The sequence below is a fragment of the Apibacter sp. HY039 genome, assembly GCF_004023655.1.
Lineage (GTDB): Bacteria > Bacteroidota > Bacteroidia > Flavobacteriales > Weeksellaceae > Apibacter > Apibacter raozihei.
Map to the genome: position 1 here is coordinate 466,392 of NZ_SAYM01000002.1, position 25,428 is coordinate 491,819.

At 31.4% G+C, this 25,428-nt stretch carries 28 protein-coding genes; 19 read left to right on the top strand and 9 right to left on the bottom strand.

Annotated features, from left to right (window positions below):
* The first annotated feature begins 69 nt into the window (after nucleotides 1-69).
* The 6 genes from lysS to EQ921_RS06125 all read left to right on the top strand — a co-directional run bounded on the left by lysS (nucleotide 70) and on the right by EQ921_RS06125 (nucleotide 5,731).
* Nucleotides 70-1,767 (top strand): lysine--tRNA ligase, encoded by a 1,698-nt coding sequence (lysS, locus tag EQ921_RS06100; RefSeq protein WP_128330984.1) that lies wholly within the window; start codon nucleotides 70-72, stop codon nucleotides 1,765-1,767.
* 196 nt (nucleotides 1,768-1,963) lie between these two features.
* Nucleotides 1,964-2,272, top strand: coding sequence for a TM2 domain-containing protein (locus tag EQ921_RS06105; protein WP_128330985.1), 309 nt, complete (start codon nucleotides 1,964-1,966; stop codon nucleotides 2,270-2,272).
* 415 nt (nucleotides 2,273-2,687) lie between these two features.
* Nucleotides 2,688-3,446 carry a hypothetical protein gene (locus tag EQ921_RS06110; protein ID WP_128330986.1) on the top strand — a complete coding sequence of 253 codons (759 nt, stop codon included), beginning with the start codon at nucleotides 2,688-2,690 and terminating at the stop codon, nucleotides 3,444-3,446.
* Between the two features lie 4 nt (nucleotides 3,447-3,450).
* A complete protein-coding gene (locus EQ921_RS06115; protein WP_128330987.1) occupies nucleotides 3,451-4,161 on the top strand; it encodes a hypothetical protein in 711 nt (236 codons plus the stop codon).
* A 2-nt stretch (nucleotides 4,162-4,163) separates the two neighbouring features.
* On the top strand, nucleotides 4,164-4,952 hold the full coding sequence (locus tag EQ921_RS06120; RefSeq protein WP_128330988.1) for a hypothetical protein: 789 nt from the start codon (nucleotides 4,164-4,166) through the stop codon (nucleotides 4,950-4,952).
* A 194-nt stretch (nucleotides 4,953-5,146) separates the two neighbouring features.
* Nucleotides 5,147-5,731 carry a cysteine dioxygenase family protein gene (locus EQ921_RS06125; protein ID WP_128330989.1) on the top strand — a complete coding sequence of 195 codons (585 nt, stop codon included), beginning with the start codon at nucleotides 5,147-5,149 and terminating at the stop codon, nucleotides 5,729-5,731.
* Nucleotides 5,732-5,844: 113 nt separating this feature from the next.
* Here EQ921_RS06125 and EQ921_RS06130 read toward each other — a convergent pair whose 3' ends face one another.
* The 3 genes from EQ921_RS06130 to EQ921_RS06140 form a co-directional block, all read right to left on the bottom strand.
* Nucleotides 5,845-7,515, bottom strand: coding sequence for a tetratricopeptide repeat protein (locus EQ921_RS06130; RefSeq protein ID WP_128330990.1), 1,671 nt, complete (start codon nucleotides 7,513-7,515; stop codon nucleotides 5,845-5,847).
* A gap of 70 nt (nucleotides 7,516-7,585) precedes the next feature.
* On the bottom strand, nucleotides 7,586-8,467 hold the full coding sequence (locus tag EQ921_RS06135; RefSeq protein WP_164875597.1) for a PstS family phosphate ABC transporter substrate-binding protein: 882 nt from the start codon (nucleotides 8,465-8,467) through the stop codon (nucleotides 7,586-7,588).
* Nucleotides 8,464-8,655, bottom strand: a complete 192-nt coding sequence (locus EQ921_RS06140) for a C4-dicarboxylate ABC transporter (RefSeq protein WP_128330992.1) — start codon at nucleotides 8,653-8,655, stop codon at nucleotides 8,464-8,466. The genes EQ921_RS06135 and EQ921_RS06140 overlap by 4 nt, the downstream gene beginning before the upstream one ends.
* 97 nt (nucleotides 8,656-8,752) lie before the next feature.
* Here EQ921_RS06140 and tsaE point away from each other — a divergent pair, with 97 nt between their 5' ends.
* The 6 genes from tsaE to EQ921_RS06170 all read left to right on the top strand — a co-directional run bounded on the left by tsaE (nucleotide 8,753) and on the right by EQ921_RS06170 (nucleotide 13,924).
* Nucleotides 8,753-9,154, top strand: a complete 402-nt coding sequence (gene tsaE, locus EQ921_RS06145; RefSeq protein WP_128330993.1) for a tRNA (adenosine(37)-N6)-threonylcarbamoyltransferase complex ATPase subunit type 1 TsaE — start codon at nucleotides 8,753-8,755, stop codon at nucleotides 9,152-9,154.
* A gap of 1 nt (nucleotide 9,155) precedes the next feature.
* A complete protein-coding gene (locus EQ921_RS06150; protein WP_128148647.1) occupies nucleotides 9,156-10,352 on the top strand; it encodes an alanine dehydrogenase in 1,197 nt (398 codons plus the stop codon).
* A gap of 1 nt (nucleotide 10,353) precedes the next feature.
* Nucleotides 10,354-10,719 (top strand): hypothetical protein, encoded by a 366-nt coding sequence (locus EQ921_RS06155; RefSeq protein ID WP_128148650.1) that lies wholly within the window; start codon nucleotides 10,354-10,356, stop codon nucleotides 10,717-10,719.
* Between the two features lie 91 nt (nucleotides 10,720-10,810).
* Nucleotides 10,811-11,659, top strand: a complete 849-nt coding sequence (gene accD / locus EQ921_RS06160; RefSeq protein WP_128330994.1) for an acetyl-CoA carboxylase, carboxyltransferase subunit beta — start codon at nucleotides 10,811-10,813, stop codon at nucleotides 11,657-11,659.
* 61 nt (nucleotides 11,660-11,720) lie between these two features.
* The gene (locus EQ921_RS14830; RefSeq protein ID WP_221410476.1) at nucleotides 11,721-13,139 is read left to right on the top strand and encodes a nucleoside recognition domain-containing protein; all 1,419 of its coding nucleotides are present in this window, start codon (nucleotides 11,721-11,723) and stop codon (nucleotides 13,137-13,139) included.
* 116 nt (nucleotides 13,140-13,255) lie between these two features.
* Nucleotides 13,256-13,924, top strand: a complete 669-nt coding sequence (locus EQ921_RS06170; protein ID WP_128330995.1) for a DedA family protein — start codon at nucleotides 13,256-13,258, stop codon at nucleotides 13,922-13,924.
* Nucleotides 13,925-14,175: 251 nt separating this feature from the next.
* On the opposite strand, the gene EQ921_RS06175 is transcribed toward EQ921_RS06170, so the two are convergent.
* Nucleotides 14,176-14,763 (bottom strand): sigma-70 family RNA polymerase sigma factor, encoded by a 588-nt coding sequence (locus EQ921_RS06175; protein ID WP_128330996.1) that lies wholly within the window; start codon nucleotides 14,761-14,763, stop codon nucleotides 14,176-14,178.
* Between the two features lie 345 nt (nucleotides 14,764-15,108).
* On the opposite strand from EQ921_RS06175, the gene EQ921_RS06180 reads away from it, so the two are divergent.
* Nucleotides 15,109-15,489: an START-like domain-containing protein gene (locus tag EQ921_RS06180; protein ID WP_128148658.1), complete on the top strand. Its 381-nt coding sequence runs from the start codon at nucleotides 15,109-15,111 to the stop codon at nucleotides 15,487-15,489.
* A 90-nt stretch (nucleotides 15,490-15,579) separates the two neighbouring features.
* Entirely contained in the window at nucleotides 15,580-16,404 is an 825-nt protein-coding gene (locus EQ921_RS06185) for an aminotransferase class IV (protein ID WP_128148660.1), read from the top strand.
* A gap of 246 nt (nucleotides 16,405-16,650) precedes the next feature.
* On the opposite strand, the gene EQ921_RS06190 is transcribed toward EQ921_RS06185, so the two are convergent.
* From EQ921_RS06190 to EQ921_RS06205, 4 genes are read right to left on the bottom strand one after another with little or no spacing between them, the layout of a single operon-like run.
* The gene (locus EQ921_RS06190) at nucleotides 16,651-17,352 is read right to left on the bottom strand and encodes an SAM-dependent methyltransferase (protein ID WP_128330997.1); all 702 of its coding nucleotides are present in this window, start codon (nucleotides 17,350-17,352) and stop codon (nucleotides 16,651-16,653) included.
* Between the two features lie 9 nt (nucleotides 17,353-17,361).
* The gene (gene gldG, locus EQ921_RS06195) at nucleotides 17,362-19,029 is read right to left on the bottom strand and encodes a gliding motility-associated ABC transporter substrate-binding protein GldG (protein ID WP_128330998.1); all 1,668 of its coding nucleotides are present in this window, start codon (nucleotides 19,027-19,029) and stop codon (nucleotides 17,362-17,364) included.
* Complete coding sequence (locus EQ921_RS06200; protein WP_128330999.1) at nucleotides 19,029-19,757, bottom strand: ABC transporter permease subunit; 729 nt, start codon at nucleotides 19,755-19,757, stop codon at nucleotides 19,029-19,031. The genes gldG and EQ921_RS06200 overlap by 1 nt, the downstream gene beginning before the upstream one ends.
* Before the next feature lie 3 nt (nucleotides 19,758-19,760).
* Nucleotides 19,761-20,333: a CopD family protein gene (locus EQ921_RS06205; RefSeq protein ID WP_128148668.1), complete on the bottom strand. Its 573-nt coding sequence runs from the start codon at nucleotides 20,331-20,333 to the stop codon at nucleotides 19,761-19,763.
* Nucleotides 20,334-20,540: 207 nt separating this feature from the next.
* Here EQ921_RS06205 and EQ921_RS06210 point away from each other — a divergent pair, with 207 nt between their 5' ends.
* The 4 genes from EQ921_RS06210 (at nucleotide 20,541) to bla (ending at nucleotide 24,014) form a co-directional block, all read left to right on the top strand.
* On the top strand, nucleotides 20,541-21,092 hold the full coding sequence (locus tag EQ921_RS06210; RefSeq protein ID WP_128148670.1) for a YagU family protein: 552 nt from the start codon (nucleotides 20,541-20,543) through the stop codon (nucleotides 21,090-21,092).
* Nucleotides 21,093-21,238: 146 nt separating this feature from the next.
* Complete coding sequence (gene hisS / locus EQ921_RS06215; RefSeq protein ID WP_128331000.1) at nucleotides 21,239-22,606, top strand: histidine--tRNA ligase; 1,368 nt, start codon at nucleotides 21,239-21,241, stop codon at nucleotides 22,604-22,606.
* Nucleotides 22,607-22,609: 3 nt separating this feature from the next.
* A complete protein-coding gene (locus EQ921_RS06220) occupies nucleotides 22,610-23,098 on the top strand; it encodes an N-acetyltransferase (RefSeq protein WP_128331001.1) in 489 nt (162 codons plus the stop codon).
* Between the two features lie 34 nt (nucleotides 23,099-23,132).
* Nucleotides 23,133-24,014 carry a class A beta-lactamase, subclass A2 gene (bla, locus tag EQ921_RS06225; protein WP_128331002.1) on the top strand — a complete coding sequence of 294 codons (882 nt, stop codon included), beginning with the start codon at nucleotides 23,133-23,135 and terminating at the stop codon, nucleotides 24,012-24,014.
* A gap of 85 nt (nucleotides 24,015-24,099) precedes the next feature.
* On the opposite strand, the gene EQ921_RS06230 is transcribed toward bla, so the two are convergent.
* On the bottom strand, nucleotides 24,100-24,369 hold the full coding sequence (locus EQ921_RS06230; protein ID WP_128331003.1) for a hypothetical protein: 270 nt from the start codon (nucleotides 24,367-24,369) through the stop codon (nucleotides 24,100-24,102).
* A 155-nt stretch (nucleotides 24,370-24,524) separates the two neighbouring features.
* On the opposite strand from EQ921_RS06230, the gene EQ921_RS06235 reads away from it, so the two are divergent.
* Nucleotides 24,525-24,941 carry a helix-turn-helix domain-containing protein gene (locus EQ921_RS06235; protein WP_128331004.1) on the top strand — a complete coding sequence of 139 codons (417 nt, stop codon included), beginning with the start codon at nucleotides 24,525-24,527 and terminating at the stop codon, nucleotides 24,939-24,941.
* Nucleotides 24,942-25,428: the final 487 nt, after the last annotated feature.

Below are 25,428 nucleotides of genomic sequence, written 5' to 3' on the forward strand. Positions count from 1 at the left end.
AACAAAAAACAAGATTATTAACCGTAAAAGACTAGAATATTAGTAAATTTGCACCACAAAATTGTTAATATGCAACTATCAGAACAAGAATTAATTCGTAGGGAAAAACTACAAAAGCTAAAAGAGGCAGGAATTGAAGCTTATCCTGCTGATGAATACAAAATCACACATTCTACACAAAAAATAAAGGAGCATTTTAAGGAAGGAGAAAAGGTAAGAGTTGCCGGTAGAATCATGTCTAATCGTATTCAGGGTAAAGCTGGTTTTTCTGAACTTCAGGATAGTGAAGGTAGAATACAATTGTATTTTAACAGAGATGTTCTATGTCCGGACGACGATAAATTCAAGTATAACGATTTTTATAAAAAACTTCTGGATTTAGGAGATTTTATTGGGGTTGAAGGCGAACTTTTTGTAACAAAGATGGGTGAAAAAACCATTATGGTAAATGACTTTACTCTTTTATCTAAAGTTTTACGTCCTTTACCTTTACCTAAAACCGATGAAGAAGGAAATGTACACGATGCTTTTAATGATCCTGAACTCCGTTACCGGATGAGATATGTTGATTTGGTTGTAAATCCTCAGGTAAAAGATATTTTTGTTAAAAGAACGCGTCTTTTCAATGCTATGAGGAATTTTTTCAATGATCGAGGATACTTTGAAGTGGAAACGCCTATATTGCAATCTATTCCAGGTGGTGCAGCTGCAAGGCCATTTATCACTCATCACAATGCTTTAAATATTCCTTTATATCTACGAATAGCCAATGAACTTTATTTAAAAAGACTTATAGTTGGAGGATTTGACGGAGTTTATGAATTTTCTAAAAATTTTCGTAATGAAGGTATGGACAGAACCCATAATCCGGAGTTTACAGCAATGGAAATATATGTAGCCTATAAAGATTATAACTGGATGATGGACTTCACAGAACAGCTGCTTGAACATTGTGCTATTGCAGTAAACGGTACTTCCAAGGCTACATTCGGCGAACATACCATAGATTTTAAAGCACCTTATCCTCGTGTTTCTATGACTGATGCTATTATTAAATATACCGGTTTTGATATTACAGGAAAAACTGAAGAAGAACTAAGGATAGCTGCTAAAGGCATGGGTATTGAAGTTAATGAAACTATGGGGAAAGGTAAACTAATCGATGAAATTTTTGGCGAAAAATGTGAAGGTAATTTTATTCAACCTACATTTATTACCGATTATCCTAAAGAAATGTCTCCTTTAACCAAAATACATCGTTCAAATCCAGATTTAACCGAACGATTTGAATTAATGGTTTGTGGAAAAGAAATCGCAAATGCTTATTCCGAGTTAAATGATCCAATTGATCAACGGGAGCGATTTGAAGAGCAGCTAAAATTATCGGAAAAAGGAGATGATGAAGCAATGTTTATAGATCAGGATTTTTTACGAGCGTTGGAATTTGGCATGCCTCCTACCTCAGGATTAGGTATTGGAATGGATCGTTTAATTATGTTTTTAACCAACAATGCATCTATTCAGGAAGTTTTATTCTTCCCTCAAATGAAACCCGAAAAAACATCATCTATTGAATTATCTGAAGATGAGAAAATCATACTGAGTATTTTAGAAAACAATAACTCATCCCTAAATTTAACTGATTTAAAATCTCAGGCTGGATTAAGTGGAAAAAAATGGGATAAATCTATAAAAACACTGACTAAACACTCTTTAGTTAAAGTTATTGTTGATGGTGAAACTAAAACAGTTCAATTATCTGATTAAAAATATCATAAATTATTAAATTAAAAAGACTATACCCTTGTATAGTCTTTTTTCAATTAGTAGTAAAAATAAGAGTGAAATATACTAATTTATTATATCCTACAACTCGATTAGATTAAATTGCAGATAATTGTATTATAAAAATTTCTTTGGAAATTGTACGATACATTTTATATTTGGGATAATTTTAAATACCATGAACAAACACTATTTAATGTCTAAAATGAAATCCTCTGGAACTGCATATTTATGCTGGTTTTTCTTTGGCGTACACTATGCATATTTAGGTAAATTCGGTTTACAAATTTTATATTGGATTACCCTTGGCGGATTGGGAATTTGGACTTTTTTAGATATATTTTTAATTCCTGGTAAAGTGAATTCTCACAATTTGAAAATATCCCGTTTGATAGCAGAAATTGAAAGAAAAGAAAAAGAAGCTGAATATGCCAGAAATTTAGCTATGATATCTTCCCTATCAAGTAAAACGTCTGAAGATAAATAAGTTTATACTAAAATATTTTTAGATTTTATTGTGTATTTTCTTTTTTAAAACCATTAGCTTTTATTACGTAATAGTTTATAAGTATTAATTAATTCAGTTAGTTCCTAATAATGTAGAAAACTTCAAAAGCATTGTTATTAAATGCTTTTAGGGAAAAATATGTAATTATTATATTCGGAAATATTTTATTAAAAAAATAAAGATCTTTTAAATTATTTTTCATTTAATCTCTTATCGATTTGAGTTATCAAACACATTAATTTTAGCAATTACCCTAATGAATAATTTAAAATGATGATACATTTATAAATAAATATTATTACTAATATATATATATTTAAAAAATCTAATTAACTTTGCAAAAGTTTTGTTTTAATCATTTAATTAAAAAATAATGACACTAAAAAACCAATTTTTGATAAAAAGCTTATTAATTTTTAGTATTGGTATGCATGCTCAAGTAGGAATAGGTAACAATTCCCCAGATTCAACTTCTTTATTAGATATTTCATCTGACAATAAAGGAATAACAATTCCTCAGACAGCACTAACTTCCGTAGATACAAAGGCTCCTATCACTAATGCAGTTAATGGTTTAATTATATATAATACTACAGAAGACTCCTCATCATCTTTATACAAAGGTTTGTATTATTGGAGTGATGAAAATAACAGCTGGCAAAATTTAATGGTTAACGATCATATTCCTGATGCGTTTCTAAATTTTGGTTTGGAACAGCCCTATGTCATAGCTAATGAAATGATTTCACAATCTTTCATCAATAATACAGCGACACAGCTCACCTTTTCTTCAACTTCTATTTTATTAAATAAAGAAAACTCGTTTACAACAGGAACTGATAGTTATTTTACCGTTCCTGTAACAGGCAGATATAGTATTTATTGTGGAATGGATGTGGCTTTAAAAACAACCACGGGTTCCGAAAATTCAACAATTTATCTTCAATTTTATCCAAATGGATCTAGTACTGAAGATACAACCAAAAGAGTAGTATCAACTAAGCAAAGAGACTACATATTGACTTATCTGACACCCGTTTCAGTTTATTCTGGTTCTTTAAGCCAAGGAGACATTGTCAGATGTACCGGAACTTATAGTCTATCTTCAAATGGAGATACCCGCATCAAATATTTTTACGTTAAAAAATTCTAAAATTATGAAACAATATAATTTTATTTCTCTTCTTTTTTTGTTTTTAGCTGGACTTTTAAATGCTCAGGTTATTATAGGAGACAGTTTAGCCGGGGCTCCTGCCATATTAGAAGTAGGAACTACAAACAAGGGGCTCCTTGTACCAAGAATCGACATATCTGATTTAACTATAAGTTCTCCGGTTTCAAATCCTAAAACCGGTTTATTGGTGGTAAATACTAATGTTACAAGCGGAGATGGCCTGGTTCAATGGAACGGGACTAAATGGCAAAAGCTTTCTACGACTAATGATGTTACGAATTACATTGCTTCTTTAGGTGTTGAAAGAGTATATTTTGTAGGTGTAACCAGTGGACAAACATCAGCAGTTAATACTGATGTAGTATTACAAATGAATACTTTAGTATTAAATAACGGTTCCGTAAGTAATAATATTTACACAATTCCAACCACAGGTTTATATGAAATATCTGCAAACTGGAGAGCATCTTCAGTAAACTCAGTCAATTCTTACTTTATATTAAAAATAAAATCTAACGATACGCTTGTGGCTGAGTCTACATTTAGCCAAGCTTCATCTTTAACTAATTTAGGTACAAAAAAAGTTTACCTAGGACAATTTAATCAGGGTGATCAAATAACTTATACTATTTTTAGATCTACTGGAGCTTCGTATACTTCATCCGGTGCAATTAATATTAAAAAAATAGATTAATCATGAAAAAAAGTTCTGCATATTTACTATATAGTTTCATTTTTCTAGGACTCTCTTTAAATATTTTAAAAGGTCAGATCGCTATTAGTATTAAGCCTGAAAATGAAAATTTACCTGATGCATCCACTATCTTGGATATGGATTTTCCTGAAAATAAAAATTTAGGTATTCTTATTCCTACCGTAAATCTATTAAGTTATACTGATGCTACCACCATATCGAATCCGGCCAATTATCTATTGGCGTTTTCAACAAATACTGATACTAATGGTTTAAATGTTTGGAACCCCAATAACGCACCTGCTTCATGGGATAATTTAATCACGTATCTAAAGCTAAACCAGATTATCAGCACATCAAAAATACCTCAGGTAATTCTTTCAGCTTATCAATCGACAGCTGAAACCACAGACCATGTAACAGATGCCAATAATTCTACACCATATAAAATTAAAATGGATTATGTTGATTTAGACAGTCAGAGTGGATACAGTACAACTAACTATGCTTATACAATTCCGGCTGATGGCATATATGAAATTACCTGTAACACAACAATAACTCCTACCAATCAAAATTATAGTTCTCAAACATTTATTGGAATTAATAATGCTTATAATATTAATTCACTACTTTCATCTACAGTATCTAATCAACCCAACCCTAATGAGATAACAACCATTGATTCTTATACTCAAGGAACAGTTATAACTTGCGGTGTAGGTTCCGGAGCCTGGAACAGTCAACGGTTTAAAGTAATTAGTGGTACTATAAAAATAGTAAAATATTGATATTTTACTATTTTATATAATTCTTATTATAATAGCAAGTTCTAGAACAGAAGTTTTTATATAATAAAATATTTATTGATATATTACAATGTCTCGCTAATGAACTTAAGTTTTTAATTTCTACTAAATCTATAGGAATTAAATATTGAGAGAATATATTTTTATTATCTTTGCCCGTAATCAAAATTTAATTTATGAAAACAATAGCTGAAAATAAGAGTGAATTATTACTTAAAACTATTGAAAATCTAAAATCGCAAAAAACGGATTATAAGAGTGTAGCTGAAGAACTATTTAAATTTGAGTTTGAAGATTTTGATGCTGCTTTTAATATAAAAAGCTCTCAGGTTCCTGATAATAGTTATGTCCGTCTTCCTATTTATTCAGAGAATTGCTGTGCAATTTTAATGTTGTGGGGAATAAACAATAAAGCGGCAATACACGATCATCTAAATTATGATGGACTTATTAAAGTTCTAAAGGGTAATTTAACTGAAATTAGTTACATCGAAAGCAATGATTTTATTGAATATGAAGGTGAAGGAATAGCTTCTGAAGGAGCCGTTTTTCCTGAAGATTTAGGAGGGATACATTCAGTTATTAACAATTCTTCCGATATTTCTGTAAGTCTGCACATCTATCACACACCTCAAACATCCTTAAAAGGAGTTCGACTTTTTGACATTGAAAATAAGAAAATTGGATATTTAAATGAAAAAGCAACCTGCTGTTCATGGAATATACCTACAGAATGTTTTGATAAAATTGTTCAATTATAAATAATTTCCAAAAAATTTATAACAGTTTATAAAAAAGACGTTACTTTAACAATTAGTAACGTCTTTTTATATAATTTAAAACTTAATCGTTTTCTTTACAATATTTAATTAATTTACTTTATCTGACTTTGTAAGTTAAGAATATCTGAATTCTGAGGATCTACAGCTAACACTTTATTTATATATTCCTGAGCTTTTTCCTTATTATCTGCTAGATATTCTTTGAATGCAAAAAAAGAATAAGCAATAGATAAATATGCTTTTTCTGTATCAGAATACTCTTTTTTAGGTTCAACCAAATCTATATATTTTTGATATGATTGTGCTGCTAAACCACTTTGGTCGGTTCTGTCAAATCCATATAATGCCATACCTTTTCCAGCGTAAGAGCTTTCCCAGCCAGGAATCAATGCTATCAGTTTATCCCATGTAGCTACTGAACCTATATAATCATTAACAGTATATTGCTCAGTTGCTAATTCATATAAAGATTTAGTATCATTAGGATTTGATGCAACAGCCTTCTTTAAAGACTCAATTTTTGCATTGGTAGGAGCTGATGAGTTTGATCCTGCTGTAGCTGATGGATTTAAATCGGCTATCAAAGACATATAATTAAAGGCTTTATCTCCTTTACTTTGTGCCTGACTTAAATTAACAATAGCCTCTTTAGTTAATTTGTTTTTTTCTTCTCCGGTAGCTGTAGGTATAAGGCTATATTGAATCTTACCTAAAAGGCCATAATCATAACCTGTTTTTTCTGAATCCGGAGTAGTTTTCATATACTCATTCATTGCAGCTAAAGCTTCCGAAAAATCGGATTTATCTAGTAAAATATTAGCTTTAAGCCTATTTTTACTTGTATCGTTTATTGAATTCCAAGACTGATTTAAAATAGTTAATGCCTGAGTGTAATCTTTTGCGAAAAAATAAATATTAGCTAAATGCATAGAATTACTTCCTGTATTTTGTCCTGATAAATCTATATATTTTTTCCAATTTGAAGAAGCTTCCGCATAATTTTGAGTTCGTACATTGTAATCAGTTAAATACTTATAAGTAGGAGCAAATGAAGCATTTGCGGCTAATGCCTTTTTAAAATTTTCATTTACCAAACTTTTATCTACACTTGATGTTCTCCCATATATATTTGCTATTAACATATAAGCCTCTGCTTTATCATTAGCAATTTCAGATGCTTTTGTATAATTTGACATAGCTTTACCAGCATCCCCTTTTTCGTAATAAGCATTCCCTAATACAATATAATATTCGGCTTTATCTTTATTTTTTACTAATTCCAATAGCTTATTTGAAAACTCAATTGATTTATCAGGATCCATTGTATCCTTATTTTTTCTGAACAACACATAAGACTCTGCAATTTTAAATAAAACTTCAGGATTTTTATATCTGGTATCCTTGGCAATAGATTCAAAATCAGCATTAGCTGCTGACTTGTTTTTTTGATAAAGTTTAACAGCTGCCAACCCTATTTTATTAAGATAAGATTTAGGATCTTTTTCCAACCCTTTATTAAAATTTTGTATTGCTAAATCAATATTTGGATTTTCATTTTTTAAATAAAAATATCCCAGATAATAATAATTATCAGCAGTTGGATTTTGTGAAATAAGATTTTCAAAAACACTTTGAGCTTTACTATATTGATCATTATTCAGTAAATTCAATCCTTCCTGAATATTTTGTGCTGTTACTATACCGCTAAGCATCATAGCTGTAATAGTGAATGTTGCACTGATTTGCTTCGTTCTAAAATTCATCCTATTCTTTTTTATTTTTCTTATTATTTTATTAGATTATTTAAAGATTTATAACTTTATTATAATTACATCAATGTACCTCAACTCTTCTTTTATATAAATAATACGGTTGTAATCCTGCTCTTGTAACTATTAACTGTCCTCTTTGAGAACCGGAAAAACGGGCAAAACTACTCCCTATTAAAAAGTCTCCTTCAGCATTTAGCAAAAAAACACGTTTAGTAAAAGGATAAATATTTTCTCTTAAATTAGGTACAGTTGGAAAAACTAATTTATCATTACTATCAACAACCGGTAGTATTTTTACTTTTTTTAATAAATTTTTAACCTTAGGATCTGACTGATCACTCAAGACATCAAAACCTATGATTCCTATATGAGACTTATTATTACTCACAAAATCAATAACATCATTAGAGTTGGTAAAAGCAATTAACTTTCTATTTTTATCTTGTTGGATATTTAATTTTCTTAAAATATTATTATAATTACTTGAATTCCCGTTATCAAAAACAAATTTACTATCTGAACTAAAAATATTCTGCCGTATGTCATTTAAATAAATCTTATCAATATCACTAGTAACAGAAGTTATAAAAATAGTTGCATCACAAGCTATTTGAGCGGGAATGCATTTTATTTTTCTTTTATTGTATAAAATCTGGGCTTCTGATTGGGTTAAATCTCTACCCACTATAGCCATTTTCACCTTACCATTAACTAAATCTGCAATGGCTAAATCTTCAACTTCCGCTTTTAATGATATGTGTGTCTCCGGATAGCTCGAATGAAATACATCTACCAAAGCATTCCCTAAATTGAGAAAAGAAGGATCTATAGCTAACGTTAATTTACCCTTTCTATAATTTTCTTTCTTTTTAATATCCTTATGGCAATTAATTAAAATTGCAGCTAGTAAAACAACACTATAAAACTTAATTATTTTACTCATTTTTGTTTCATAAACTTTATTGCTCTGTATACTCTGAATAAACCATATAGAATAAATAAAGCACCTAAGATACGAGCCCATTTAGGATCCATTTCAATAATAAATTTGTTATAAACAATTACCAAAATCCCTATAATGAAATATCCAGCACCTATAAATCCTGAAAGAGATTTATAATTTAAATTCATATCTACCTTTTTAAAAGCATTCTAAATTACAAAGTTATAAAATATTTTTTTACATATTTTTGTCTTTCAATTCATAATATTTAAAATCTGCATATTTATGGAATTTACTATACAGTCCTTTGAAGATCTGGAAAGAGTAGCCAGCTATATTTTAGAAAATGCCAAATACAAAATTTTTACACTTTCCGGTAATTTAGGAGCGGGTAAAACTTCTTTAGTGAAGTATTTAGGGAAAAATCTTGGGAGTGATGATGAGATTTCCAGCCCCACATATTCCATAGTTAATGAATATCATTATCCGTCAGGTAAAATTTATCATTTTGATTTATATAGAATCAATGATTTCGAAGAACTAATCAATATTGGTTTTCACGAGTATATAGATTCCGGAAATTATTGCTTTATTGAATGGCCTGAAATATCTGTATCTGAATTACCTGAACATCATGAAATTTTACTAAATTTGAAAGATCAAACCAGATATATAACGTTTAAGTAAGATGGGTATTTTCACACCTTTTTCTGAAGAGGAACTTATTCCCAAGGAAGAACGAATAGAAGTCATAAAGAAAGGAGGGCAAGTAAAAATCGGAATTCCTAAGGAACAACAATCTAAAGAAAACCGAATTGCACTTACCCCTGATGCAGTTTCTGTTCTTACTGCTAATGGAATAGAAATTACCATTGAAAGCGGTGCTGGTCTGGGTGCACATTATTCAGACAGTCAATATTCAGAAGCTGGTGCACAAATAGCCTATAATGCTCAAGAAGTCTTCAAAAATCCTATTATACTTAAAGTTGAACCTCCGACTGCGGAGCAGATAGATATGATGCAAATTAACTCTTATCTTATATCTGCCGTTCAAATAAATACACAATGCAAAGAGTATTTTGAAAAGTTATCCTCAAAAAAAATAACTGCTTTAGGCTTTGAATATATAAGAGATCGTCACAATTCTTTATCCATCATGCGGCTTATTGGAGAAATCGCAGGTACCTGTGCCATATTAGTAGCAGCAGAATTGCTTTCTTCGTCTAATGGAGGAAATGGTTTACTGATGGGAGGAATTACAGGAGTTCGCCCCACCAACGTTGTCATTATCGGAGCGGGTACAGTAGGTGAAAATGCAGCCCGTTCAGCGTTAGGTCTGGGAGCAACTGTTAAAGTTTTTGATAATTCTCTAACCCGTCTTCGAAGATTCCAGGAATTATTAGGTAGACGCTTATATACTTCTACCCTGGATCCCAAAGAACTAAACAAAGCGTTAATTCGATGCGATGTGGCTATTGGGTGCTTACGGGGTGAAATGCGTTCACCTATCATTGTAACGGAAGGAATGGTTCAAAAAATGAAGCCAGGTGCAGTTGTAATTGATATCAGTATAGATAATGGGGGAATATTTGAAACCTCTGAAGTTTGCACTCATTCAGAAAAAATAATGATAAAACACGAAGTTTTACATTATTGTGTACCCAATATAACTTCAAAAGTTGCCCGAACTGCCTCCAAAGCTCTTAGCAATTTTTTCATAGGATATTTCCTTGATGTTATTGATCAGGGAGGTTTTGAAGCTATGTTTTCTCTTAACAGAGGTATTTGCCGTGGAATATACATGTATAAGGGGCGTATTACCAATCAACAAATAGCAGCTTGGTATCAGCTACCTTATCAGGATATTAATCTTTTAATTGTTTAAAATGAAGTTTTCCAAACGCTTGCAACTATATTTATTTGGATTTTCAATTGGACTTGTTTTTATAACCTTTGTATTTGGTGATAAACTTTTTTCTTGGTCATATTTACCTAATGACAGAGTTTTAGCAGAAGTAAAAACAAAAAAATTAGCTTTTTCTGATGCTAGTCTGTCTTTTTTAAATATAGAAAACAAATCTAAATCATATATTACAGATACGGTTTTAGTTAAAGGAAAAATTGATTTTAAAAAAAGTCATGCTCAATCAAAGCCATGTCCTGATTATCTTATTTCTTATGATAAGATACAATTAAAATTTACAAAATGTAAAGATAAAGTAACTATTGACTCAATCAGCAGGGCTCAATAATTTTTTTAAAACAGCTTTATATCAAAAATGTCAAATTATAAATATTTAATTTTTTGCTATATTTACACCCTAAAAATCAAAAGACATATTTATGGGATGGTTCACTCGAAGTAAAAAGAACATCAATACTGAATTCAGTGAAAAGATGGATGTACCTAAAGGACTATGGTACAAAACTCCTTCCGGGAAAATAATAGAAACAGACCAATTAAAAGCCAACTGTTACGTAAGTCCTGAAGATGATTTTCACGTAAGAATAGGAAGCAAGCAATATTTTGAAATTCTGTTTGATGATGGAAAATTTACTGAAAGAGATACTAAAATTGAAAGTAAAGATCCACTAAAATTTACAGATACCAAAGCATATAAAGATCGATTAAAAGAAGCTCAGGCTAAAACAAAGCTTACAGATGCACTTCGCAATGCAGTAGGAAAAATTAATGGTAGAGAAATTTATATTTCTTGTATGGATTTCAGTTTTATAGGCGGCTCATTAGGTTCAGCTGTAGGAGAAAAAGTCAGAAGAGCTATTGACTACTGCCTAAAACATAAATTACCCTACGTAATTATATGCCAGTCGGGAGGTGCACGTATGCAGGAAGCAGGCCTATCCTTAATGCAATTAGCTAAAATTGAGGCCAAGCTTGCTCAACTAGGTCAAGCCAGCTTACCATATATTTCTGTTTTAACGGATCCTTCATTTGGAGGAATTACAGCCTCTTATGGTTCAACAGGAGATTTAATCATTGCAGAACCGGGAGCTCTTATTGGATTTGCAGGTCCCAGAGTTATTCGTGAAACTATAGGAAGAGATTTGCCTGAAGGATTTCAATCAGCCGAATTTTTACTTGAAAAAGGGTTTATAGATATCATTTCACATCGAAAAGATTTAAAAAATACACTTTACAATTGCGTTGATATGCTAATGAGCAATCAATAATAGATAATAAGAAAAGCAAATAAAGCTTTTCTTTTTTTATTAACAAAAAAACACTTTCAAAATGACACTTAATTATATATGGATAGCCTTTATTATTTTGTCTTTTATAGTCGGACTAATAAAACTTATATTTTTAGGTGATACGGTGGTGTTTAAACATATGGTTGATGGACTGTTTGATACAACCAAAGTTGCTGTAATGGACATAGCCCTTCCTCTGGCAGGAATGATGACATTCTGGTTGGGAATTATGAAAATCGGAGAAAACGCAGGAGCTATTCGTTTTTTATCAAAAATTGTCAGCCCCTTTTTTACCAAATTGTTTCCTTCAGTTCCCAAAGATCATCCGGCCATTGGCAATATGATGATGAATTTCAGTGCTAATCTTTTGGGGCTGGACAATGCTGCTACTCCTTTGGGTCTTAAAGCTATGGATAGTTTACAAACATTAAATCCGAAAAAAGACACAGCTACAGATGCTCAAATAATGTTTTTGGTACTGCATACCTCCGGACTGACACTTATTCCGGCAACTATTATGTTATACAGATATTTGAACGGAGCACAGGATCCTACCGATATATTCATTCCTTGTATAATAGGAACCTTTTGTACCACTTTATTTGGAATTATTATTGTAGGCATAAAACAAAAATTAAATCTAATTAATCCTACTGTAATAGCCGGGCTAGGCATTTCTGTAATGATGATTCTGGGACTTTCATATTACATGAAAAATTCTGCTGCATCTTATGCCGAAAATGCTATTTCTTATACAGATAAGATTGATTCCCAGATGCGTAATGATGAAAATATTACTGTCGACCAATTCAAAGAATTGTATCCGGAATCATTTCGAAAAGAAATAAAAATAGATTCCGAAAAAATCACACCGGAAATAATTACTAAAACAAACAATGAATATATAAATTTTGAAAGAGGAACATCTTCAAGAGTAATGAGCAATCTTCTACTTTTATTAATTCCTACAATCTTTATAACCGGTGGTTTCATCAAAAAAATTAATGTTTTTGACAGTTTTATTGATGGGGCAAAAGACGGGTTTGGAGTAGCCGTAAAAATCATTTCTTATCTTATTGCAATGCTTGCTGCCATAAGTCTATTACGAAATAGCGGAATCATGGATTATATACTTGCTGGTATTGCCTATCTTTTCCATTTATTAGATATAAATACTGATTTTATTCCTGCTCTGCCTACTGCACTTATGAAGCCTTTAAGCGGGAGCGGAAGTCGAGCTCTTATGATTGAAACCATGCAAAATTATGGAGCTGATTCGTTTGCTGGAAGACTTGCCTGCATTTTTCAGGGAAGTGCAGATACCACATTTTATATTATAGCCTTGTATTTTGGAAGTGTGGGTATAAAAAGAATCAGGTATGCAATAACTGCCGGTTTACTGACTGAGCTTTTAGGTGTAATTACTGCTATTTTGATTGCTTATTATTTTTTCGGTTAATCTGTATCATTTACCATAGAAATATTATAAATATTTTAACAGTATAAGACCTGCATTATCAGCAGATCTTACATTTATAATTAATATATTTGTCCTATAAATTTTAATTAATATTCATGAGTGATTTCAGTTGGGGACAATTAGTTAATCCTGAATTTTACATCAAATTAGGAGGGATCTATTTAGTTTTATTTATAGTATTTGCAGAAACTGGACTTTTTGCCGGATTTTTTTTACCGGGCGATAGTTTATTGTTTCTATCAGGTATCTATAGCCGGGAATTATTTCGGGAAATTTTAGTTATTGATTCAGATTTTTTAAATGTTTTTTTACTTGCCAGTATGGTTGCTCTTGCGGGAATTATCGGAAACGAAGTTGGATATTGGTTCGGAAGAAAAAGTGGTCCGTACTTATATACAAGAAAAGATACTTTTCTTTTTAAGAAAAAATATTTGTTTCAGGCAAAAGACTTTTACGATAAACATGGAGGCGGTGCTATAATACTTGCCCGTTTTCTTCCAATATTACGAACCTTTGCTCCTATTGTTGCCGGCATTGTACAAATGAGTAAAGGAAAATATCTTTTATACAACGTGATAGGTTCTGTAGCCTGGTCTTTTTCATTAATTTTTGCAGGACATTATTTATACAAAATATTCTTAGAAAATTTCCATTTCGATCTAAAACGACACATTGAAACCATTGTATTACTCATGGTTTTGATAACTACTGTTCCGGTGCTTTATAAACTTTTCTTTAAAAAAAGCAAAGAAGAAGAAGAATAATAAATTACAATTAACTTATATAAAATAAAAATGCACTGTATCAATTACAGTGCATTATTATTTTTTTCAGCTTTTTAAGTTCAATAACTTTGACACTTTTGGAAAAGTTAAGCAAAAGCTTTATGGTATAATCAGAAGGGCCGTCCCCTCCTTTATTAAAATTAATAGATTTTTTTTGCATAGAATGTCATTTTTAATCTAAATGTCTATGCTTAAGAACGCTACTCTTCTAAAAATTATTGTGCTTAATTCTATAAAAAAGCAATATTTTTTAATTCTATAATTTTTCTGAGATTAATAATAGCATATCGCATTCTTCCTAATGCCGTATTTATACCTACATTAGTCTCTTCTGCAATTTCTTTAAAGCTCAAACCTTTATAAAAGCGAAGCTCCAATACTTCTCTTTGATCCTCAGGAAGAGTTTCTACAAGCTTCTTTAAATCTGAAACTATTTGATCATTAATCATTAAATCCTCTATAGAATGTTCAGAAACCTTTACAAAGTCGAAAACGTTATAGTCTTCATTTTGACTACTAGTTTCATTAACAAATTTAGCTTTATTGGATATTCTGAAATGATCAACAATTAAATTATGTGAAATTCGCAAAACCCAAGGGAGAAATTTACCTTCTTCGTTATATTTACCTTCTTTGAGAGTAAGAATAACTTTAATAAAGACGTCTTGAAATAAGTCTTCAGCTAATTCAGGATTATTAACTTTTCTGTTTATATAATTAAATACCCTGATTTTATGCCTATGCAACAATGCCTCAAGCGCACTTTCTTTTCCTTTAATATAATCGTGAACAAGTTCACAATCTGTTTTATGCATCATACTCTACAGTATTAAGTTTTAAAATAGAGTAGAATTATTTCAATAGGCTTACTTTTTATTGTTTGTGCAAATGTAAGACCTAAATTTTAATTTAACACAACTTTTTCTAAAAAATAGATGTTTTTTTAAATAAAATAAATAAAACAGTTCTTTTTTTTTGAAAATCAGCAATTTATATGATTTATATTAGCATTTTTTTACATTTTTTTTAACACATATTTTCAATATATTGAATATCAGTAATTTATATCTGAATTATTTTTTCAGTAAGCTTTATAAATAGTTGCATAATATTTTTTAGATATAGAACTAATTTATATATTGCGACCTGAAATTAATATTAGCATGAATAAAGTAAAGTATCAGTTAGAATTTGACATGAAATGTTCTACTACTCTTCTTTTTGAGTATATAGGAACTTCTTCAGGAATGGGCGAATGGTTAGCAGATGATGTTATTGAACGTGGAGATGAATTTACCTTTATCTGGGGCGACCAACAGGAAATTGCCAGTTTAATCAGATATAAGGAGGAATCTTTTGTTCGTTTTAGATGGGAAGAAGATGAAGGCACAAAATACTTTTGGGAGCTTGCTATTCATATTGATGATGTTACTAATGATGTAGCTTTGGTTATTACCGATTTTGCAGAAGAAAATGATTTGGATCATTCCAAATTATATTGGACCAATTTAATTGATGATCTTAAAAAGATTATAGGTTCATAAATACGTTTTTTGCGAATCTCCGGATTTATATTCGGATGATCATGAATTCTATTAATATAAAATTTTATATATTATTCAATTATAAATAATATGAAAGTTATCTTCAATGGTTCTATCGTAGAAGAGAAAGATTTAATTGTCAATTATACCCAAAAGAATTTTTTTACGGGAGATTTTGTAAATGGATTTTGCTGGTTTTTTCAAAATAAAATTTTATTTTGGGAAGATGTTTATTTTCAGCTTATGGCATCCATGAGAAAAATGAGGATAAACATTCCACTATCCTTTACACCGGAGATGTTTGAAAAGGAAATAATGATTTTGTCTGACCATCTGCATACATCACAAGGAAGAATAAAACTTACTGTATTCAGAAATCAAATTCCGGAAAATGCACCGGATGTAATTATTGAATTTTTACCTTATAAAGATTTTTATAATACAAAAGGTTTAGAATTGGATGTATATAAAGAAATACAAATATTTCCAACTCTTTTATCAGCACTTTATATTTATCATCCTGTAAATATTGTAGCAGAGCAATATGCTTATGAAAATGAACTTCAAGAATTAATACTACTCAATCAGGATAAAAGGATAGCACGCTCTATCTTTGGAAACCTCTTCCTTATCCAGGACAATTTAATTGTTTCTAACTCTACACAGGAAGGTGCTTATCTTTCAGTTCTAAAGAAAAATTTTATTACTTTTTTGCGTGAAAAAACCGAGTATATTTATAAAGAAGAAAATCTTTCACCTTTTCAGACACAATCAGCACAAGAAATATTTATTCTTAGTGAAGAACATGGATTTATTCCAGTAAAGAAAGTACGCAAAAGTAATTTCAAAAATGAAATATCTCATTTATTATCCAAAAAATTTACAGGTTACGCTTTAGAGGTTTCTAGAAAATAAAAAAGGTCGCATAAGCGACCTCAAACTAAAACCACAAAAAAATGAGAAAGAAATTACACAAGTGTGTAATTTAACTTGCTTTCGAAATTGAGTTAACTAAATAACTCCTTTTCTCTGATACAAAATTACTATCAATTACCGATAGATTCCAATAATACTTATAAAATTAATTTATAGTGTCGATAGTACGTTTAATATATTCCTGTATTAATAACTAGTTATAAAGGAATTGGTGTCCAAAAAAAATTATGCTTGAATTATAAAAATGGTTGGTTTTTTATGAAAATCCATTTTTTTCGCTTTCCATTCCCTGCAACTTAACGTTAAAATTGTCTCATCTGGAAGAGTTATATGTGTAGCTACACATAATTGAGTTTGAGGGTGCAAATATTTTAATAAATCATCAAATAATGACTGGTTTCGATAAGGAGTTTCCATAAATATTTGTGAAGAACCGGTATTTTTACTGATAGATTCCAGATGTTGAACTGATTTTTTTCGTTGCTGTGAATCTATAGGAAGATATCCATGAAATGAAAAACTCTGCCCATTGAGTCCGCTGGCTATGAGAGCCAGAATAATAGATGAGGGTCCATTTACCGGAAAAACCCGGATATCATTTCTATGACACCAGGAAACAAGTAAATTACCCGGATCAGCAATGCATGGCAATCCGGCCTCAGAAATCAACCCCATGTTTTCTCCTTTTTTCAATGGTTCTGCCAACAATTCAATCTCCTGTTGAGAAGTTCGTTTATTTAATACGGAAAACGATAGTTCGCTTTGAATGACTTCCGGACATAAAAATTTAATAAACCTTCTGGCTGTTTTTTCATTTTCAGATGCAAAATGCTTTAATTCTTTAAGTAAATTCATTTCTTGTTCTGAAAAAATGTTTTTAGGTGAATTCTCTCCCAAGAAAGCTGGAAGTAAGTATAAGACTGCCATAATAAGTATCTAATTAAATTTCTTTTTTCTTATCCATATACAAACAATGCCTAGAATCAGAATAAAGCCTACAGGCAGTAACAAATTTAACCATTGCCAGTAAGAGCGCTCCATTACAATAGACTGTTTATCCAATAATCTCATTTGCAGGGTACGATTTCGCAGAGCCATTAATCCACTATCATCCAGGAGATAATCCAGGGCATTGATTAAAAACTCTTCATTACCATAAGTAATTCCTGTAGAATAATCAAGCCCTAGTGGTAAAGGTTGCCCTTTAATTACCTGATTTCTTGCAATATCTCCATCGGAGACAACAATCATTTTATTTTTAGGTGAAACCTTAATAAAATCCTTAATTTTCGAAGACTCTATTCTATCCGCATACGATGATGAAAATTTTCCTTCCATTAATACAGCCATAATTTGCGGACCTTTATTGTAAGATCCAACGTTCATGCTATCCATAGCAGATACTTTGGCTTCTTCAAGAGACACATAGGAAGGTACTCCCTGAATACTGGTGTATGGCGAACTTTGATATAAAATAGTTTTCTTTACTCCTGGTGTATCTAATGTATCAATTGGAGACGGAAACTCAAATCTTACCGGATTTAAATTTTTAGTTATAGGACTATTATTTAGTGAAAAACTTAAAGGAAAATATACCCACGGTACCCGTGCATTTTGAGCATTTCCTTGTACTGTTCCTACTTGAAGATTTATATAGGTTGGACTTTGTAAATCTTTAATCATCCCGGAATTTATACGCACTCCATAGGAAAATAAGAGATCCGTAAGGTTTAGATCATAAGGATAAGCCAATATTTTACTAGATTTCAACAAGGTATCCATCTCAGCATTAACCTGATCTATAGCCCACAAAGTTTTCCCTCCACTCATTATATATTGATCGATAGTAATTTTTTCTTCTTCTGTAAACGCTTTTCTTGGTTTGGCTATCACCAATGCATCATAACGTTTCATAGAAGGTAAATCCTCAATCTTTAACGTCTGGCTATCTTTTGGAAAGACCGGACCAAAATTATAACTTTGAATTATACGACTAGCAAAGCTATACATTTCCAAACGGTTCAATTCTTTCTGGTTAACTAAAATACCTACTGATTTAAGTCTCTTTTTAGATATTTTATCTATCGCTTCAATAAAAGCGTATTCAAGGTTTTCTACCGAACGGGCAATTTGCTCTTCACCGGAAATACCGGATTGTTCAATAATTAAAGGAACTGTTCTACCATATCCTTTATATTTTATCGTTGCATAAGGATAAATTGATATTTGGGTTGAAACTCCTTCTTTGTTAACGTTAAGCATAGATTTCTGGATTCCCATAGCAGACAAAGTATCCTGTGAAATTCCTTCTTTCTGGGGATCTATAAGATTATAAGAAATATTAGAGTTTAGGCGTTTCATTTCATCCAGCAAACTCAACGTTTCCGATTGCAGCTGCTTAAAATTGGCAGGAAAATCACCTTCCAAATAAATATCTACCTCCATAGGTTCATCAATCCTGTCTAAAACCGTCTGAGTAGTTGCTGATAATGTATAGCGTTTGTCAGAGGTTAAATCGAGTCGATCGTAAACAATTCCTGAAGCCATAATAAGCCCCAATAAAAGAATAATTATCCACCCTGAATTCTTTCTAATAAAAGCCATTATTTCTTTCTTTTAATAAGTTGAACAGATAATAACAGAAATAAGGTTGTAACAAAAAGGAAATATCCTAAATCCCTTGTATCTACAATTCCTTTGGTAAAACTCATATAATGCTGGTAAAAACCGATTTTCTGCAAAACGTAATCAAAATTTCCCATCAGATTATAAGATGCCAGATTTTCAAGTCCGAAAAAGCAGAAAAAACAACAAAATACCCCTACCACAAAAGCTAAAACCTGATTTTTAACTAAAGAAGATGCAAATAAACCAATCGAAGTAAAAACCAATGATAAAAACAGCAGCCCGATGTAACCGCTTAAAATAGTTCCTGTATCAAGATTTCCCAGTGGCAAGCTGATATGATAAAGTGTATAAATATACACCAAGGTAGGTAGTAATGAAAATATAACTAAAACCAGAATAGCAGCATATTTACCCAACACGATCGAGCGGATAGACAGAGGCTGTGAAAACAACCACACCAGTGTTCCGTTTTGCTCTTCTTCAGCAATACTTCTCATGGTAAGTGCAGGGATCAGAAACATTAATATCCAAGGAGCAAGAACAAAAAAACTGTTTAAGGAAGCTGTTCCTATATTAAAAACATTAAAATTATTGTCAAAAAACCATAAAAAAAGAGAACAAATCAGAACAAACGCTATAGCTACTACATAAGCCCCTATACTTCCGAAATATACTCCTAATTCTTTTTTAAAGATTGATAGCATTTTTTATTTCTTCTTTTTTCTGTTAACTACTTTCACAACCATCATTATGACAAAAACCAAGGCCACAAAACTTATCAAAAGGCTTAGCCACATTCCCATAAAATATTCTTTGAATATGACAATAAAAATAACAGCAAATAAAATTATTGTTGCTACTTCATTCATCATACGCAATCGTACCGAAGAGGTTTTGAATGCACCCTTTTTAATATCTCTGATGCTTTTCCAGCTCCAGTAATGATAAAATCCTAAAGCTGCTACAAATACCAATTTTACATGAAACCACGGTTGCCGTAGAATATAAAAACTGATATCGCCCTTAGTATTTATCATCATAAAAGCACCCGTGACCAGCATAATTATTCCTGCCGGAACCGTTATAATATCCCATAAACGAGATATCATATATATATATTGTTTTTGTAGTATTCCCCTTTCAGGCTCAGACTTATCTTTTGCATCTATATAGTATACAAAAAGACGTATGAGATAAAATATACCTGCGAAATAACTAACCATGAAAATTATGTGAATCGATTTTAGCGCGTAATAACTGGGAATATCAGGGATATGCATTCAGATGTTTTTTTTACTTGGCGAATTTACTAAATTTAATATATTTCTGAATCAACTCGTATCAATTCTTACTTATTACTTTATTAATAAATTTTATTTTATCCGGTAAAATACAAAAATCATGTAAAATAAATAGTTTACCATTAAATAATTATCATACGAAACACTTACTTTTGTTATACAATTTTTAACCCTTAAACCTTTAATATGAATTCAATATCAACTCCTTTATCCAGAAGAAAGGTAAAACTAGCTGTTTGGTTAGGTATCATTACCGGAATAATATCTGCTATTGTAAAGTTTGGATGGGAAATACCTTTTCCACCCCGCACACCTGAAAGAGACTTAACCAATCCTCCTCAACAACTCCTGGAACAATTGGGAATGTCTTACGATATGTCTCATCTGGTATATTATTTCAATGGCAATCCACGCCCTATTATGAGCTTTATCGTCCATTTTTCATTTGCTATTTTTTTTGCTATTCTCTATTGTGTTATAGCCGAATATAAACCTAAAATAAAATTATGGCAAGGAACAGCTTATGGATTAGTTATTTATATAGTTTTCCATGTAATTCTGATGCCTTTGATGGGAACAGTTCCTGCTCCTTGGGATCAACCTTTTGAAGAGCATTTTTCCGAACTTTTCGGACATATGTTCTGGACATGGATCATTGAAATTTGCCGAAGAGACATCAGAAATAGAATAACACATGAACCGGATGCTGAAATTCCTTTAACAGCTCCTTTCAGATAATAGATTTTATTTCAGAAAATAAATATAATCATTTAAATACTCTTTTATTATAAATTAACTTATACAAAAAGAGAAGCTAAGGGCTGTGTAAAAGTCAAAACTATTCTATAAATTTGCTTAACAATATAACTATAATACAATAAGCTATGAAACCTGGAATTCCTAAAGGAACCCGCGATTTTACTTCAAAAGAAATACAGAAAAGAAGATATATCATTTCCCGGCTACAATCTAATTTTGAAAAATTTGGATTTCTTCCTTTAGAAACCCCTTCTTTCGAAAACTTAGATACTCTTACCGGAAAATATGGAGAAGAAGGAGATCGACTTATATTTAAAATCCTAAACAGCGGCGATTTTTTGGGAGATGCCAGGAAGAAGAGTCCGGATATTGAACAATGGAATTCAAAAAATTTAACGGGAATAATTGCTGAGAAAGCCCTACGGTATGATCTTACCGTACCTTTTGCCAGATTTGTAGCTATGAATCATGGTCAGCTGGCTTTTCCTTATAAACGATATCAGATACAACCCGTTTGGAGAGCTGACAGACCTCAGAAGGGAAGATATCGTGAATTTTTTCAGTGCGATGCCGATGTGGTAGGATCTACCAGCCTGTGGTACGAGGTAAGCTTTGTATTGCTTTACGATGCTGCATTTACAAGCCTGAATATACCGGTTGAAATACACCTGAATAACCGTAAATTACTGGCAGCTATTGCCGAGTATGCAGAAATTGAAAACCAACTGATTGATTTCACCGTAGCTTTGGATAAGCTGGACAAAATTGGTTTAGATAAAGTTCTGGAAGAAATGGCAGCTAAAGGTATTTCTCAGGACTCAATTCAAAAATTGGTTCCCATCATTGAACTTTCCGGAAGTTTTGAAGAAAAAATAGCTAAGCTAAAAGATATACTCCAAGATGTAGAAATAGGTCAGGAAGGTATCAAGGAAATGGAATTTATATTTAGTTCCGCTACTTCTGTAGGTTTACAATCAGCTGAACCTGTTTTTAACCTTACTCTTGCACGCGGTCTAGATTATTATACCGGTACTATATATGAAATTAAGGCTAAAAATGTATCTATTGGTTCCATAGGAGGTGGAGGCAGATACGATAACCTTACAGAAATATTTGGAGTAAAGGGTGTGTCGGGTGTTGGAATTTCTTTTGGACTTGACCGCATTTATCTGGTGATGGAAGAACTAAATCTCTTTCCGGAATCTACTCAGGTAAACAAGCAAATTCTGTTTTTTAATTTTGGGGACCAGGAAAGCCTGGAAGCTTTAAAGCTTATTCAAAAATTACGAAATCAAAATATTGCCTGCGATTTGTATCCTGACAAAGCTAAAATTCAAAAGCAGTTCACGTATGCAGAAAAAAACGGAATACAGTTTGTAGCTTTTTATGGAGAAAGTGAAATAGCGTCTGAGTCTGTAACTCTGAAAAATATTACTACCGGTGAACAGGAAACACTTCCTGCCAGCGGAATTTTTGCTTTTATAAATCAATAGAAAATGATTGAACCATTACACATACACCACCTTGATGCCGTGATGCTCCTTGTAGAAGGAGTGATAAAACGAATGAGAGAGTTGGGTATTGAACAATGGGATGAAGTTTACCCCGGCCGGGATATTATTGAAAAAGATTTGACAAAGCAGCAGGCATATGGCTATTGGGATAATGAAAAATTATCTGCATATACGGTTTTAAATGAAGAATATGATCAGGAATATTCAACTATAAATTGGATGGTCAATGAAAAAGCTTTGATTATTCACCGGTTGATGATAGATGCAGCCAGTCAGGGAAAAGGAATAGGTAAAAAGTTAGTTGATTTTGCCGAAAAGTATGCAAGTATTCATGGATACCACTCTATCCGGCTGGATGCTTTTTCAAAAAATCCTGCGGCCCTGCATTTATACGAAAGAAAAAATTATATAAAAAGAGGTGAAGTGAAGTTCCGAAAAGGAATTTTTTACTGTTACGAAAAATCAATTTAACTTTAACGATAGAATCAACTAAAAAACTTTAAAAATGAAAACATCTTTTATTTTATTTTATGTGTTCCTGCTAGGCTCTTTTGCTTTCTGCCAAAAACCTCTGGAAAAAACAATTAATTCCATAATTAAAAATAAAAAAGCTACCGTAGGTGTAGCCGTCATTTATGACGGGAGAGATACACTCACGGTAAATAATAACTACCACTACCCTACCATGAGTGTTTTTAAATTCCATCAGTCGTTGGCTGTATTGGACTATATGGACAAAAACCTATTACCTTTAGAAACACCCTTGTTTCTGAAAAAATCAGATTTACGCCCAAATACGTATAGTCCGCTTAGGGACGAACGTCCGGAAGGAAATTTTTCGATCTCTATTGGTGAATTAGTTAAATACACTGTAGCAAAAAGTGATAATAACACGTCTAATGCGTTATTTCATTATATGAGCGGTACGCGGATGACCGATCTATATATCCGTACACTGGGAATTAAAGATTTTGCCATTACAGCTACCGAGGCAGAAATGAGTGATGATTTTAATAACCAATATCTGAACTGGACAACTCCATTAGCTGCGGCACGTCTTTTAGAAGTTTTCCTGAAAGATGATTTGGTATCTAAAGATACCCGCGATTTTTTGGTGAATGCTATGGTGCAAACAACCACAGGCCCGGATAAACTGAAGGCTTTGCTGCCGGCAACTACTAAAATAGGTCATAAAACCGGAAGTTCTGCTCGTAGCAAAGAAGGTCTTAAAGTAGCAGACAACGATATAGGGTTTGTAGTTCTGCCCAATGGTAAACAATATTCTATTGCTGTTTTTGTAATGAACTCTATGGAAAGTGATAAAACCAATGCTCGCATTATAGCCGATATTTCTAAAGCGGTCTATGACTTTTATAAAAATAAATAAAAATATTTTTCAATAAAAACTAAAGGGCAGAATTAGTAAAACTAGTTCTGCCTTCTTTAAATCCAGATTTCCCTTATAGGCATTGTTAAATTTTAGTTTTTAATTGATCCAATATTTCCAACTCTTCTTCCGGAAGCAACCCTTCGGCCAGGTCCAGTAAGTTATAAATGTCCCATTTACTATGCTCTACAAGCTCTGGAGTTTCTATCTCTGTCAGTAGTAAGGTTCTAAGTATTTTTAGTATAGACTGTAATGTATACCCCAACTTCTGATAGCTTTCCATTTGAACTGGCAAAGGTAAGCTAATTAAATATTCTGCAATTTTTTCCTTACTTTTTTCTTTTTCTATACTCATTTGCTTTTAACTTATCCCCAAATTTAAAAACTACAAATGTTGTATTATACAATTACTTCTTTATAATAACAAATGAAAACTTTGTATTTTACAAATGTGACGTTTTTATCTGTATTTTTGTTACTTTTGTAATGCATTAAAATATTATCTATATTATGAATACCGATACCGCTCCAAAAAAGGCACATCATGGAAGAAATATTAAGCGTTTGCGTGAAATGTTGGGAATAAAACAGGAAACTATTGCTATTGATTTAGATGTTACTCAACAATCAGTTTCTGATATGGAACAAAAAGAAGTTATTGCAGATTCTATATTAGAAAAAGTTGCTAAAACGCTAAATGTTCCGGTAGAGGCTATTAAAAATATGAGTGATGATACAACCATTAATTATATTAATACTTTTAATGATACTGTAACTAATAATAATGGTGCTCCTTTCTCTTATAATTATAATTGTACGTTCAATGCTATAGATAAAATTGTGGAACTGTACAATGAAAAGGAAGCTTTGTATGAGCGTATGTTGAAAGAGAAAGATGCATTGCTGGAAAAGTTTTTGAGTAAATAAAGAGTTTACAATTATCCTCTTATTAGTATAAAATTCCTACAATAGTGCACCTCCTATAACTATGGTCTTGTATGGATGCGTTAGGAAATTAAAGAATCAAAGCGTTAAAAAAGATTTACTGTTTGAGCTTTAGCGAGTTTAAATCTTTTAGCTTTGAGGTGATAATTTCTATGCTAATCTATACAAAACCTTGATTTTTTCGCGCTTTTGTATCAAGACAAAAGCGTATAAATACAAAAAAAGTTTTGTTCTCATTAACGATAAATTTAATCCCTAAGTAATAACGGAGCTTTATAAAAAAATATTTTTGATTCATTTATTATCAAAATCATAATAAAAGTTTCATTTTAAAAGTTTAAATAAAATCATCCGTTATCTGTATTTCTTACCGCTGCAACCTATATTATATTTCATTCTTGAACTTATTAACAATTTTTTTTAATTAAAAAAAAAACATAAATAATTCTATCATTCTTTTGTCTTGAAA